The 12928-nt window shown below is 61.3% G+C and carries 14 protein-coding genes; 6 read left to right on the top strand and 8 right to left on the bottom strand.

The features are described 5' to 3' along the window. Positions 1-17: 17 nt before the first annotated feature. The 7 genes from FFM81_RS17915 to FFM81_RS17945 all read right to left on the bottom strand — a co-directional run bounded on the left by FFM81_RS17915 (position 18) and on the right by FFM81_RS17945 (position 6924). On the bottom strand, positions 18-842 hold the full coding sequence (locus tag FFM81_RS17915) for a class I fructose-bisphosphate aldolase (RefSeq protein ID WP_138386289.1): 825 nt from the start codon (positions 840-842) through the stop codon (positions 18-20). A gap of 95 nt (positions 843-937) precedes the next feature. After that, positions 938-1711 carry an SDR family NAD(P)-dependent oxidoreductase gene (locus FFM81_RS17920; RefSeq protein WP_003570420.1) on the bottom strand — a complete coding sequence of 258 codons (774 nt, stop codon included), beginning with the start codon at positions 1709-1711 and terminating at the stop codon, positions 938-940. Positions 1712-1722: 11 nt separating this feature from the next. Continuing rightward, positions 1723-2448, bottom strand: a complete 726-nt coding sequence (locus FFM81_RS17925) for an SDR family oxidoreductase (protein ID WP_128399024.1) — start codon at positions 2446-2448, stop codon at positions 1723-1725. Between the two features lie 12 nt (positions 2449-2460). Then, positions 2461-3756: a D-tagatose-bisphosphate aldolase, class II, non-catalytic subunit gene (locus FFM81_RS17930; protein WP_128399044.1), complete on the bottom strand. Its 1296-nt coding sequence runs from the start codon at positions 3754-3756 to the stop codon at positions 2461-2463. Further along, on the bottom strand, positions 3756-4733 hold the full coding sequence (locus FFM81_RS17935) for a tagatose kinase (protein WP_138386288.1): 978 nt from the start codon (positions 4731-4733) through the stop codon (positions 3756-3758). The genes FFM81_RS17930 and FFM81_RS17935 overlap by 1 nt, the downstream gene beginning before the upstream one ends. Before the next feature lie 30 nt (positions 4734-4763). Then, positions 4764-5978, bottom strand: a complete 1215-nt coding sequence (locus FFM81_RS17940; RefSeq protein ID WP_025415313.1) for an ROK family transcriptional regulator — start codon at positions 5976-5978, stop codon at positions 4764-4766. Between the two features lie 61 nt (positions 5979-6039). After that, positions 6040-6924 carry a sugar phosphate isomerase/epimerase family protein gene (locus FFM81_RS17945; RefSeq protein ID WP_003570428.1) on the bottom strand — a complete coding sequence of 295 codons (885 nt, stop codon included), beginning with the start codon at positions 6922-6924 and terminating at the stop codon, positions 6040-6042. Between the two features lie 293 nt (positions 6925-7217). Between FFM81_RS17945 and FFM81_RS17950 the strand changes: the two genes are divergently transcribed. The 6 genes from FFM81_RS17950 to FFM81_RS17975 all read left to right on the top strand — a co-directional run bounded on the left by FFM81_RS17950 (position 7218) and on the right by FFM81_RS17975 (position 12525). Next, positions 7218-8651, top strand: coding sequence for an extracellular solute-binding protein (locus FFM81_RS17950; protein WP_025415312.1), 1434 nt, complete (start codon positions 7218-7220; stop codon positions 8649-8651). 95 nt (positions 8652-8746) lie between these two features. Further along, positions 8747-9622 (top strand): carbohydrate ABC transporter permease, encoded by an 876-nt coding sequence (locus FFM81_RS17955; protein ID WP_138386287.1) that lies wholly within the window; start codon positions 8747-8749, stop codon positions 9620-9622. Positions 9623-9626: 4 nt separating this feature from the next. Continuing rightward, positions 9627-10463, top strand: a complete 837-nt coding sequence (locus FFM81_RS17960) for a carbohydrate ABC transporter permease (protein ID WP_003570432.1) — start codon at positions 9627-9629, stop codon at positions 10461-10463. 4 nt (positions 10464-10467) lie between these two features. Then, the gene (locus FFM81_RS17965; protein WP_003570434.1) at positions 10468-10674 is read left to right on the top strand and encodes a DUF2160 family membrane protein; all 207 of its coding nucleotides are present in this window, start codon (positions 10468-10470) and stop codon (positions 10672-10674) included. A gap of 52 nt (positions 10675-10726) precedes the next feature. Further along, entirely contained in the window at positions 10727-11788 is a 1062-nt protein-coding gene (locus FFM81_RS17970; RefSeq protein ID WP_138386286.1) for an ABC transporter ATP-binding protein, read from the top strand. A gap of 11 nt (positions 11789-11799) precedes the next feature. After that, complete coding sequence (locus FFM81_RS17975; RefSeq protein WP_003570437.1) at positions 11800-12525, top strand: SDR family oxidoreductase; 726 nt, start codon at positions 11800-11802, stop codon at positions 12523-12525. Positions 12526-12552: 27 nt separating this feature from the next. On the opposite strand, the gene FFM81_RS17980 is transcribed toward FFM81_RS17975, so the two are convergent. Then, positions 12553-12774: a hypothetical protein gene (locus FFM81_RS17980; RefSeq protein WP_003570438.1), complete on the bottom strand. Its 222-nt coding sequence runs from the start codon at positions 12772-12774 to the stop codon at positions 12553-12555. Positions 12775-12928 lie beyond the last annotated feature (154 nt).

A 12928-nucleotide genomic window follows, 5' to 3' on the forward strand; every position in this document is an offset into this window, starting at 1 on the left:
CTCCTCCCAGAGGCGCATCAGCCAATATGCAGCGAGGCTTGCTCGACGGAAGCCTTGTCATGGACGATTGCCATCAAGGCCCGCGTCATGCCGCCGGGTTTGTTGTGCTGAATGACGTTGCGGCCATAGACGATGCCACGGGCGCCCTGCTCCATCAACTGCTTGGTGCGGATCAGGATTTCCTGATCGGAAACGCGGCCGCCGCCGCGCACCAGCACCGGCAGACCCTGGGCGATCTCGACCACGCGGTGATATTCCGCGACATTGTCGCAGGGGTCGGCCTTGATGATATCGGCGCCGAGCTCCGCCGCCTGGCGCACCAGTGGCAGAATCTTGTCGATCGCCCCGTCGACCATATAGGCGCCCTTGGAATTGTCCTGCATGACGAGCGGCTCGACCATCAGCGGCATGCCGTAGATCTCGCATTCGCGCTTCAGGCTGTTCACATTGCGCACGCAGGCGCGATAGACCTCCGGCTGGTCGGGCAGCATCAGAAGATTGACGACGACACAGGCGGCATCCAATACCACGCCCTGCTCCACCGCCCTGTCGATCATTTCGGAAAACAATTGCGACGGCAGCGGATTGCCGTAGATGTTGGCGATATCGGTGCGCAGCACCAAAGCCGGACGATGTTTGCCGGGGATCGCTTGCAGAATGGGTGCGGTGCCCGGCGGAAGCTGAATGGCATCGGGTGCGGCCTGGGCGATCACCTCGATGGCCGTCTTCATGTTCTCGATGCCGGCGAGGAAGGTCCGTTCGTTGAACATGCCGTGATCGATAGCAACGTCAAAACAATTTCCGGACACGCCGAAAAGTCGGTTCAACCGTGCGGATTTCATCAAGCTCCTCCCTGTATGGCAACGTTTCCACAGTGGAATAGACGGGCCAGAATTACGAGTCAAGAAATGTGGTAACGTTTCCACATTCGCTCAGGCTACCAGCAGGTGAACCCCGCATCGACGTTGACGATGGCTCCGGTCATCAGGCTGGCGGCGCCGGACGCCAGGAAGAGGACGGCGCTTGCGACCTCCTCCGGCGTTCCCATCCTGCCCATCGGCGTGTCGGCGAGCCAGATCGGGATCCGCTCGCGATTGGCTTCGACGGCCACCACCATCGGCGTCTCGATATAGGTGGGCGCGACGGCGTTTATCCTGATGCCGTGCTGCGCCCACTCGGCGGCCAGCGAGCGCGTCAGGTGATGGACGGCCGCCTTGGAAACGTTGTAGGCCGTCTGAGGCTGAGGCCGGTTGCAGATATGCCCCGACATCGAGCCGAGGTTGACGATGGCGCCCCGCTTCATCGGGATCATGTGACGGCCGAAGGCGCGCGAGCACCAGAAGACGCCGTTGAGATTGACGTCCATCATCCGCAGCCAATCGGCGTCGGTGACATCCTCCGCCGAGATGCCGTTCTGGCCGATCCCGGCATTGTTGACCAGGATCGTCGCCGGCCGCCCTGCGTCAGCAAATTCGGCGGCGATCTCGTCCATTCGGCCGGCGTCGGTGACGTCGCCCACACGGACGTCGACATCGTAACCCTTGTCGCGCAGCGCCAGCGCTTGCCTGGCGTCGGCCTCGCTGCGTTCGATGACGACGACCGCGGCACCCGCCTCGGCCAGCGCCTCGGTGCAGCACAGCCCGATCGCACGCCCTCCGCCGGTGACCACCGCACGTTCGCCGTCGAGGCGAAATTTCTGCTGGTAGCTCATATCAGGCTCCTTCAGATGTCGAATGCGCTTGGGAGCACCACGATATCGCGGATGGTGACGTTGCGCGGCCGGGTCAGCATGAAGATGATCGCGTCGGCGACTTCCTTGGGCTCGATCAAGGCGCCGGCCTCCTTGGCCTTGCGAAGGTTTTCCTCCGGCCAATCCGCGAGCAGAGCGCTGATCACCGGCCCAGGAGAAACCGACCCAACACGAATGCCATTTTTCAGAAGCTGACGCCGCATGGTCTGGACGAAGCAGGTCATCGCCCATTTCGACGAGGAATAGACCGGCTCCCAGGGGATGGCCGAATGTCCGGCGACGGAGCTGGTGACGACAATGTCGCCGGTGCCGCGTTCGATCATGTGCGGAATGACGTTGTGAACGTTCTTGATGACGACATTGACGTTGAGATTGAGCATCCGATCGATCGTATCGAGGTCGGTTTCCATCAGGTCGCCGCCGATATAGGTGCCGGCATTGGCATGCAGGATATCGAGCTTGCCGGTCTTCGACAGCACGCCCTCCAGCAGTCCCGCGCACTCGTTCGGATTGAGCAGATTGATCACCAGCGGAATAGCGCGCTCGCCAAGCCGGCTGCAAACCGCCTCAAGGGCCTTCTCATCCCGATCGACCAGCACGACCGTCGCACCCGCGACGAGCATTGCCTCCGTCGAGGCCAATCCTATACCGGATGCCGCACCCGTGACCGCCGCGATCTTCCCATTCAAGTCATTCATCGATTTCTCCTCCTATCTTGATGCTGGTTGCTCATTCTTCCCGACGCCGCAGGCGGCGTGATAGTCTGAAAGGCTCTTCGTCACTCTCCAGATCAGAACCTCATCCGGATCGAGCGGCGCGTCTGCGAAATGCTGCGCGGCCGGCATATGCTGCCACAGCAATGGCAGCGGTACGGATTGTCCTCGAAGGGCCTCGCACAGGCGGCGGACGGCATCCTCTGCTTCAGCCGACGCCCAATAATAGCGGATCCGGTCAGACAGCGAATAATGCCGCAGCCAGCGCATCTCGGCCTCGGTCCCGTGGTAGTGGCGGCACCAATCGCCTGACTGACCGAGCATCAGCGCTTCCATCACCTGATAGAGCGGACGCTGGCCGTAGTCGGGCAACAGGTCCGAAGCGATCGCATCCAGCGCGTAGAGCGCCTCGCGCAGGACAAAGGTCAGCTCGGGGCCGACCTTCAGAATGGGAAACCCATCCCTCACCAGCGAAGTCAACGGTCCGGTGCCCTGATAATCCGTCGAGTGCGCCTCGAAGACGAACTGCGGCTCCTCGGTCAGCACCGATTGCAGCGCCGCTATCTTGCTGCTGTCGTAGAAGATGACATTGTGATTGCCGAACTCGACGCCCGGCTGAACGACCAGCCCGATGGCGCGCCCGAACGCCTCCGCCACGCCTGCCTCCGCAAAGACCCGGCGGTGGACTTCGATCGTCTTCAGCGCCGCTGTCGCTGCCGTCGGCTCGATCGCTGTCAGGGCATGGTCGGCTCCGCCCGGCGGCGGCACTTCGGTGCCGATGACGTAAACCGGCATTGCGCCTCCGGCCTTCTTGGCCGAGGCCTCGGCAACTGCCGCCAGCCGGGCGGCGCGATGAGCCGTGGTTTCGTCGTCGAGCGCCAGTGCCTCGCCCTTGCAGCCCATCGAGGCGTCGAGATGAATCTTGCGGAACCCGGCCCCGACATAGGCGGCAACCATCTTCTCCGCCTCGGCCATCGCCTCTTCCGCCGGGCGGTCGCGCCACGGATTGGGGCCGAGATGGTCACCGCCGAGGATGATGCTTTTTTCGGGGCACCCCTCCTCGGCCGCGATCTTCATCACCAGCGACGCGAAATCGTCCGGCGTCATGCCGGTATAGCCGCCGAGATGATTGACCTGGTTGCAGGTCGCTTCGATCAGCACAGTGCTTGCCTGTTGCCGCCCGTGCCGGAGGGCGGCGCGCAGCACGATCGGATGGGCCGAGCATACGGAGACGATACCTCTGGGTTGGCCTTCGATCCTAAATCTGGCCAGTTCGTTGAGATGCACCTGCATCACGGCCGCCTTTCCGTTGACGCGATAAACGCATCGAGTTCTTGCCGGGTGCCGGCGCCTTCCATCGGCCCCAGCAGCGTGACGTTGCGGGCACCCGCGGCCGAGGCATAGGTCAGAGCCTGCTGTGGCGACATTCCGAGCCGCCGGCAGGTGAGATAGGCACCGCCGAAGCAGTCGCCGGCGCCGGTCGGGTCGACCTCCTGCACCAGGAATGCCGGAGCGTCGATGCGGTCTCCCTGGTTGCTGAAATAGCTCGCGCCGCCGGCGCCGCGCTTCAGCACGATCTCCTTGACGCCGATCTCGAACAAGCGGCGGATCGCTTCCGCCTCGCCTTCGACACCTGCGGCACGCTCGAGTTCCTCTCCGGACGGCAGAAGCAGATCGGCCATGGCGACGAGCTTGGAAAAGCGGCGCTCGGTGTCCTCGTCCAGCTTCAATTCCTTGCGGATGTTCGGATCTACCGAGAGCGTGCCGCCGCGCGCCTTGACGATGTCGACCGCTCTGTCGATCACCGCGCGCGCACTCGGGACCGACAACGCCGAGCCCATGACGTGAAGATGCCCGGTCCGATCGATGAGATCACCGACCGTTCGAGACCAGCCGAAGCGCGCAGCTGCGGAGGTGGCGATGTTATAGACGAAATCTCTGGAGCCATCCTTGCGGTAGCGAACGAAAGCGCTTCCCGTCGGATAGGCCGGATCGATCGAGATCGCCGAGATATCGACGCCGTCGCGTTTGAGGCGATCGGTATTGACCCGGCCGAAATCGTCATCACCGACGGCGCCCACCATGGCGGCCTGACCGCCCATCCGGCCGCACTGTGAGATGAAGATCGCAGGCGCGCCGCTCGCAAACGGACCGACGAGCGGCTGGGCTTCGAGGAACCCGTCTCCAACCGTGGTCGCGACGATCTCGACGAGGATCTCGCCGACGCAAACCGTGGGACCAAGCGCGTCCGGAGCCAGAGTTGAAGCCATGTGCAATCCTGCTTTCGATCCCTGTTGTCTTTAGCTCAGCGCCGATTGGACCGGCGCACCGTCCTCGCTGCCGAACTCCTCGTTTTCCAGCGACAGAAAGCGCTGGTGCAGCATGCAGGCCGCCCCGAAGGCGGAGCCGAACTCCGCATCATCGTCGACGACGATCTCCGGCGTGGGAAAAGCGATGCTTTGGCCTTCCGACATGTGGACCGCAACGCGGGCAGCCACCATCGGATAGAGGGATGCGACGGAGCCGCCGAGCACGATCCTGTCCGGGTCGAGCAGGCGACAGGCCTGCAGCAAGGCATAGGCGAGATGGCGCGACCAGGTTTCGGCGATATTGACCGCGGCCGGGACACGATCACGAACGTCGCCCAGGAATTCCTGCAGATCCGCGTCCTCGCGTCCGACAGCCTCGCGATACTGCCTGATCAGCACCTCGCGGCCGATCAACTGCTCGAACTTTTGGCCGCCGCTTCCCGGCACCAGCGTGTGGCCGATTTCTCCCGCCAGACCGTGGCCGCCACGGAATAACTTGCCGTCGATCATGATGCCGCCGCCGACGCCCGTTTCCATCAGCAGGAACAGGGTCACGCCTGCGGCGCCGTGACGGTAGCTGTCGCCGATCGCAAAGGCGTTGGCGTCGTTTTCAACCGCAATCGGGACGACGGTCGGGAAGGCTGACCGGCCAATCTCCTTCAACGGCACGTCTCGCCAGCCGATGATCGGCGCCAGGGTGACAAATCCATCCGGCTGGATATGGGCCGGCGTCGATATGCCCAAGCCCTTGCACCTTCCGATCATCCCTTTCGTCATCTCGCCGACGATGAGCTCGACACCCTGCGCGACGGCCTCCTCCACGGTCGAAGACGGTGTGTCGAACGCCATTTTCCGACATGCCCGAACCTCGGCGGAGAGATCGATCACTGCGGCCGATATATGTTCGACGCCAATTTCGATTCCGACGAAAAATGCAGCATCGGGCACCAGTTCGAGCAGGATGCCGGGACGACCGGCCCGGGAATGCTCCAGCCGCTGCTTGCCGCTGTCGTCCGACTCCTGAACGAATCCGCCTTCCGTCAGTGCAGCAACGATCTCTCCCGAGGAAGAGCGATTCATACCGAGCTTGCGGGCCAGATCGGCGCGGCTGAGGCTTCGGTGGGTGTAGATCGACTGCAAGGCGGCGACGATATTGTTCTGCCGGATCCTGCGCGGCGAACTTCCGATGGAGACGCTGTCGTTCATATTTCCATTCCCTTCACGCCGCCCACCCTTACACGACTGGAACAGGCTGTCAGAAGGATAATCAGGGTCGCGCGTTTGTGGCGCGGCGGCGCTTGGCCTCGTCATATTTCAGCTCGATGTAGCGCTTGGCGTGCGCCGCGAGCGGATCATTATCCTCCCAGGTATCACGCCAGATCGCGCAGGCGAGCGACAGGCCTTCGTCGACGACCGTCGTCGAGAAGCTCTCGAACACGACGTCGCCGATGTAGCCGATATCGAGCAGAGCGTCGAAAATCAGATCGAAATTGATGACGCCGTCACCCAGATAACCGCGATTGCTTTCACCGATGTGGAAGTAACCGATCTTGTCGCCGGTCAGGCGGATCGCGGCGGCCGGATTGGCTTCCTCGATGTTCATGTGGAACGTATCGAGATGGAGACGAACATGCTCCGATCCCGTCTCGGCGATGAACTTCAGCCCCTGCGCCGCGGTATTCAGCAGGTTGGTCTCGAACCGGTTGACCACCTCCAGCACGAGATCGACATTCGCCTGACGGGCGATTTCGCCGGTCGCGGCGATCGCGGCGACGCTGTTGTCCCAGCCCTTCTTCGTCGGCTGGCGATTGTACTTGGTGTGCGCGGAATAGAGAATCCCGCCGAGCTTGTTGCCGCCAATGTCACGGACGGCACGTACGGCGTCGGCCAGCGTCTGCTTGCCGGCGGACACCACAGACGCCTCCTCGCTTGAAACGTCCTTATCGAGCGGCAGACCCATGGTCACGCCAATCTCGACGTCAAGGGACTGCGCAAGTTTTGCCAGTCGATCGAGGTTGAATTTCTCAGGCCGCAGATAGGCAAATTCGATGGTGCGATATCCATGTTCGGCCGTCTTGTTGAGGGCCATCTCCAGCCCTTCCTGCGTTTGGCCGCCCGTCCATACAAATGAATGGATACCCAATCGACGCATAGGTTCTTCCTCCACGAAAATGCCGTTGATCGGGCATAGCTATGCCTTTTAGTTTGGTAAGGCAACAAATAATTTCGATGGTCACTTTTTTGCTGCTTGGCAAAATCTCTTTGCATTGCAGCATTTTATTTTGAGCTTGATGGCGTCAGCTTTTTCATGGAAATTAGTTTCTGCGGAAATCAATAGGATAGACCAATCATTTGCATGTTTAGACAACAAATGTTGCGCGATGGCGTTTTTTGGCCTACACAAATGCCGGCGAAATGATCTCGCTGCACTTTGGGGAGGATGAAATGAATTACGTTTTGAAGGCTAGCGCGCTTGCGCTGACGCTCGGCCTCGCTACTACCGCGTCGCCGGCCCGGGCTGACTTCTGGTCCGACGCCGGGGCTAAATACAAGGGCGTGACGCTGCACGGCGTCACCGAAAGCACCCCGCCATCGAACTACATCAAGAATGTTCTCGCTCCGGAATTCGAAAAGAAGACCGGCATCAAGGTCGAGATCGAGACGACATCCTGGGACCAGATGTACGACAAGGCCATCAAGGACATGGAAGCCAAGACCGGCATCTATGACATGGTCTATATCGAGCAGGACATCATCTACTCGTATCTGGCCAGGGACTTCCTCGTCGACATCACCAAGACGTTGAAAGATCAACCTGATCTGAAAGCGCCGACTTACGACGACTCCAACTTCACCAGCTTCGCCGACTACTTCAAGGACGCCAACGGCGATCTGTTCGGCACGCCGATGGAAGCCTTCCTGAAGACCTATCTCTATCGCAAGGACCTCTTCGACGATCCGAAGATCAAAGAGGCCTTCAAGAAGGAAACCGGCAAGGACCTGAAGCCGGCGACGACCCACGCGGAATATACCGAGATTGCCGAATTCTTCACGAAGTACGGCAAGGACAATGGCATGGAGCTCTGGGGCACGACCGCTCAGGCCCATACGGGCCATCCGGCCTCCTGGTATGAATTCTTCGAGTCCATCGTGCCTACCTTCGGCGTCTACAATTGGGGCATCGACGCCAAGAACAATTATGCGGCGACGGTCGAACACGGCGGCACCATGAACGGCGACAAGGCGAAGGCCGCGCTGAAATATTGGCTGCACCTGCGCGACATCGCACCGCCTGAATCGACGCAGTCGACCTGGACGGAAACCGCAACGACATTCGCTGCCGGCCGCGTCGCCCAGGGGCTGATCTATGGTGAGAATGCCGCATGGATCGCCAGCGATCCGGCGCAGTCTAAGGTGGTTGGACAGGTCGGTTTCGCTCTGCCGCCGCTCGAGCCGGGCGTATTGGACGATGCGAAAGCCGGAAAGGGCTATATCGGCTACTACGACGGCGGCGCCTTCGGCGTGCCGGTGACCTCCAAAAACAAGGAAGCGTCGCTGCTGTTCCTCGAATTCATCGGCCAGAACGAAGTGCAGCCAGAATGGGCCATCGCTGCACCGCGCATCACCAACAAGGCAACCTTCGACGACCCGAAGGTGAAAGAGATGGATACCAAGCTCGGCGGCTTCTACACGATGCTGAAGGACGAAGGCAAACTGTTTGCGGGCGCTCCTCCCTACCCCTTCCATGCTCAGGTGCGTGAAGCGACCGCGCCGATCTTCTACGACATCCTGACCGGCAAGATCGGCGCCGATGAAGGCCTCGACCAGATGGCGGCCAAGGCCGAAGAGGAACTCACCTCGCTCGGCTATCGCAAATAAGACCTCCTCCCCAACTGCCGGGTCGTTCCGACGACCCGGCATCTTTCGCTCCCGGCTGGAGCGGACGTCCATATAGCGTTCAATGGGGGTAGGCGATGCATTCGCAGAAGCTCGGGTGGCTGTTGCTGTCACCGACCATAATAATCCTCGGGCTGTTCGGGATCTTTCCGTTCATCTACGTACTCTGGGTCTCGTTCCATGCATGGAACCCGTTCGCGGCCAATCCGGGCATGGTCTTCAACTGGTCCGACAATTATCGACGGCTCGTCTTCGACGCCCAGTTCCTGGCATCGCTCGGCATTACCCTGGCATTCGTCTTCTTCGCGGTCGTATCGGAGCTGGTGCTCGGCTATATCCTCGCCCAAGCGCTGCTCAAGGACTTTCCTGGAAAAGCGGTGTTTCGCACGATCCACACCCTGCCGCTGATCATGGCGCCGATCATCGTCGGCTCCGTCTGGAAGCTGATGACCACGCCATCGATCGGCATCATCCCCTATCTTTTGAGGAACTGGTTCGGCTACGATCTGAATATCGGCCAGAGCGCCGTTGCGGCCTTCACGGTGACGGTGATCATGGACATCTGGCACTGGACGCCGCTCGTCACCCTGTCGCTGATCGCCGCCCTCGTCTCGCTTCCGCCAGACCCGTTCGAGCAGGCGCAGATCGACGGCGCCGGCAAGAGCCAGATCTTCTGGCACATAACGCTTCCCTTGATCCGCCCGGCTTTGCTCGCCACGGTGTTCATCCGGCTGATGGACGCGCTGCGCACCGTCGACGAGGTGCTGATGCTGACCGGAGGCGGCCCGGGTTCATCGACGCGCTATATCGGCGTCCATATTTTCCGGGAAGTCTTCCCCAAGACGAATTACGGCTATGGTTCGGCCATCTCGGTCATCGTCCTCTACCTCACCATCGTCGTCTGCTGGCTGCTCTATGTCGGCCTGATTGCGCCCCGCGTGAAGAGAGGCTGACGCGATGAAGAACCAGACCCCCTGGCTGCCGGTCGTGTTGTGGACCTTGATCAGCCTGGCGACGCTTTTCCCGATCTACTGGCTCTTCGTCATATCGGTGAAACAGCCCTTCGACCTGTTCTCGACGCCCGACGTCATTCTCCGGAGCTTCTTCTGGAAGAACTATCAGGATGTGCTGACCAATCCGACCTTGCGCGGATACATGCTCAACTCGATGATCATTTCGTCGGGCAACGCGCTGCTCGTCACCACACTCGGCTTTTTTGCCTGCTACGCGCTGAGCCGCTTCGACCTCGCCGGCAAGGAAAGCATCTTCTTCTGGACGATCACCAACCGCATGGCGCCGCCGGCGGTCTTCCTGCTGCCGCTTTTCCTGCTGCTGACGCAGGTCTACAGGATCGGCGACTTCTCGCTCGCCGATTCCCGGCTGGGCATGATCCTGGTCTATTGCTCCTTCAACCTTCCCTTCGCCATCTGGACGCTGCGCCCGACGGTGGAAGGCATTCCGAAGGAGCTGGACGAGGCAGCCTATATGGATGGCGCCAGCCCATGGACCGTGCTCTATGACATCGTCTTTCCCTTGGCGCGGCCGGGACTTGCGGTGACGCTGATCCTGACCTGGGTGTTTGCGTGGAACGAATATCTGCTGGCAGCGACGCTCACCAACTTCAACGCGCGGACGCTGACCACCGGTCTGTCGGAATATGTGACGACCACGGGGACTGCCTGGGGCATCATGGCGGCGATCTCGATGCTGACCCTGGTTCCCGCCCTCATCGTCTTTTCGGTGGTGCAGCGTCACATCGTTGCCGGCCTAACCTTCGGTGCGGTGAAAGGGTAAAGCCATGACGTCTCCATCAGGAAATAACGAACGCAAGCCGGGCTTCCTGCCGATCGAAACGAACTGGTTCGACCGGCTGTTCATCTCGGTGGTGATCTGGGTCGCGCTCTCGCTGTTCTGGATGCGGTTCATCGAGCCGGCCGGGCTTTCGGTGTGGTTCGCAGCGGCAATCTCGGCGGTGCTCGGCGCCTATATCGTCTGGAAGGGATGAGCCGATGACTTCCGTCAACACACAAGCCGCGTTGCTTTAGGGAGGAACGAGATTGGCAAACGTACAGGTTAGCGAAGTCACCAAGAGGTATGGTGCGCTTCAGGTGATGCACGGCGTCAGCGTCGACATCGAGGACGGCGAATTCGTCGTGCTGGTCGGCCCCTCCGGCTGCGGCAAGTCCACGCTGCTGCGGATGATCGCCGGTCTGGAGACCGTCAGCGGCGGCGACATCCGGATCGGCGGCCGTGTCGTCACCAACGCTCCGCCGAAGGATCGCGACATCGCGATGGTCTTCCAGAGCTACGCGCTCTATCCCCACAAGACGGTGGCGGAGAATATGGGCTTTCCGCTGAAGATGGCCAAGCGCCCCAAGGCGGAGATCGACGAGAAGGTCGGCAGGGCGGCCGAGATCCTCGACCTGACGCGCTATCTCGACCGCTATCCGAAGCAACTGTCGGGCGGGCAGCGTCAACGCGTGGCGATGGGCCGCGCCATCGTCCGCGATCCGCAGGTGTTCCTGTTCGACGAACCGCTGTCGAACCTCGACGCCAAACTTCGCGTCACCATGCGCGTCGAAATCAAGGAGCTGCACCAGCGACTGAAGACCACCACCGTCTACGTCACGCACGATCAGATCGAGGCCATGACGATGGCCAACAAGATCGTGGTGATGCGCGACGGCAGGGTCGAGCAGATCGGCAGGCCCCTCGATCTGTATGACTTCCCAGTCAATCTCTTCGTCGCCGGCTTCCTCGGCAGCCCATCGATGAACTTCCTTCAGGGCCGCATAGAAACCCGAAACGGCAGGAAGATCGTCGTCACCGACCAGGGCGTCGCCCTTCCCGTGGAAAATCCCAATGCGGATGAAGGAAGAGCCGTTACCTATGGCATCCGACCGGAGCACATCACCATCGGCGACGACGGCGTTCCTGTGGAGGTATCGGTGTTCGAGCCCACCGGTTCGGAGACATTGATCTTCGGCCGCACGGGAGGCGTGCCGATCGACGCCCTGATCCGCGAGCGCATCGAGGTCGATCCCGGACGGACAATGTACTTCCACATCGATCCCCGCCGTGCACATATCTTCGATCGGGAAACGGGCCAGCGACTGTAAGGGAGACGACCATGGACTTTAATGGAAAGACCGTCATCGTTACCGGTGCCGGAAAAGGCATCGGACGCGAAATTGCACGGATGCTCGCAGAACGGGGTGCGAAGGTCAGCGCCCTGACCCGGAGTGCTGCCGACGTCGACGCGCTGCGAGGGGAATCCGGCTGCCGCGCCATACAGGTCGATCTCGCCGACGCCGATGCGACGAGGAAGGCGGCGATCGCTGCCCTTCCCGCCGATTTCCTCGTCAACTGCGCCGGCACGACCGAACTTCAACCGTTCCTGGAGACGACAGTCGAGGCGTTCGACCGCCTTGTCGCGGTCAATACGCGTGCGCCGATGATCGTCGCGCAGGAATATGCCCGTTTCCTGATCAGGGAGGGCCGCAACGGCGCCATCGTCAATGTCTCGTCGGTCGCCTCCTTCATCGGCCTCCCCGACCACGCGGCCTATTGTGCGTCGAAGGGTGGGTTGGATGGCTTGACGCGAGTCATGGCCAAAGAGCTCGGGCCGCACGGCATCCGCGCCAATGGCGTCCACCCGACGGTGACGCTGACGCCGATGGCGGTGAAAGCATGGAGCGATCCCGAGAAGGCCGCCGGAATGATGCAGCGCATTCCCGTCGGCCGCTTCGCTGAACCGGCTGATGTCGCCGAGGTTGTTCTGTTCCTGCTCTCGGATGAGGCGGCAATGGTGAACGGGATATCGATGCCGGTGGACGGCGGTTATATGATTGCCTGAGGTCGGCAGCGCCGCGTCTTGCAAGGGTCACAAGGACACAGGCGGCGACTTTGGCTTCTGCACCAAACGGCGCAGCTGTTCCTGATCGACAAAATCATCCGTCACGCCGGCCTCCTTATCCGGATGACTGAAAACAAGCCCGTCGGAATCCTCAAGCTGCAGAGCCTGCTCCGTATTCATGATCCCGAGCGGCTGGCGCTCATACTCGGACTCGAGCGCCGCCTCGACGATGGCCTTTTTCTTGCGCATGTCATCTCCTCCGTTCACGAGAGCCTTTCCGGGTTAGATGAACCCGGAACGCTCTGGGGTAACGGACGGCCGGACTCGCGGTTCCCATCCGAGGATTCACGATATGAAACCAGATGACACGAAGGCTCCGATCGATATGCGACCGGCGGCCGCG

The sequence above is a fragment of the Rhizobium hidalgonense genome (assembly GCF_005862185.2).
GTDB lineage: Bacteria > Pseudomonadota > Alphaproteobacteria > Rhizobiales > Rhizobiaceae > Rhizobium > Rhizobium hidalgonense.

What these genes read in the sequence shown, in the direction of transcription:
- FFM81_RS17915 (WP_138386289.1), bottom strand. Translation starts at nt 842, where the DNA reads ATGAAATCCGCACGGTTGAACCGACTTTTCGGCGTGTCCGGAAATTGT.
- FFM81_RS17920 (WP_003570420.1), bottom strand. Translation starts at nt 1,711, where the DNA reads ATGAGCTACCAGCAGAAATTTCGCCTCGACGGCGAACGTGCGGTGGTC.
- FFM81_RS17925 (WP_128399024.1), bottom strand. Translation starts at nt 2,448, where the DNA reads ATGAATGACTTGAATGGGAAGATCGCGGCGGTCACGGGTGCGGCATCC.
- FFM81_RS17930 (WP_128399044.1), bottom strand. Translation starts at nt 3,756, where the DNA reads ATGCAGGTGCATCTCAACGAACTGGCCAGATTTAGGATCGAAGGCCAA.
- FFM81_RS17935 (WP_138386288.1), bottom strand. Translation starts at nt 4,733, where the DNA reads ATGGCTTCAACTCTGGCTCCGGACGCGCTTGGTCCCACGGTTTGCGTC.
- FFM81_RS17940 (WP_025415313.1), bottom strand. Translation starts at nt 5,978, where the DNA reads ATGAACGACAGCGTCTCCATCGGAAGTTCGCCGCGCAGGATCCGGCAG.
- FFM81_RS17945 (WP_003570428.1), bottom strand. Translation starts at nt 6,924, where the DNA reads ATGCGTCGATTGGGTATCCATTCATTTGTATGGACGGGCGGCCAAACG.
- FFM81_RS17950 (WP_025415312.1), top strand. Translation starts at nt 7,218, where the DNA reads ATGAATTACGTTTTGAAGGCTAGCGCGCTTGCGCTGACGCTCGGCCTC.
- FFM81_RS17955 (WP_138386287.1), top strand. Translation starts at nt 8,747, where the DNA reads ATGCATTCGCAGAAGCTCGGGTGGCTGTTGCTGTCACCGACCATAATA.
- FFM81_RS17960 (WP_003570432.1), top strand. Translation starts at nt 9,627, where the DNA reads ATGAAGAACCAGACCCCCTGGCTGCCGGTCGTGTTGTGGACCTTGATC.
- FFM81_RS17965 (WP_003570434.1), top strand. Translation starts at nt 10,468, where the DNA reads ATGACGTCTCCATCAGGAAATAACGAACGCAAGCCGGGCTTCCTGCCG.
- FFM81_RS17975 (WP_003570437.1), top strand. Translation starts at nt 11,800, where the DNA reads ATGGACTTTAATGGAAAGACCGTCATCGTTACCGGTGCCGGAAAAGGC.
- FFM81_RS17980 (WP_003570438.1), bottom strand. Translation starts at nt 12,774, where the DNA reads ATGCGCAAGAAAAAGGCCATCGTCGAGGCGGCGCTCGAGTCCGAGTAT.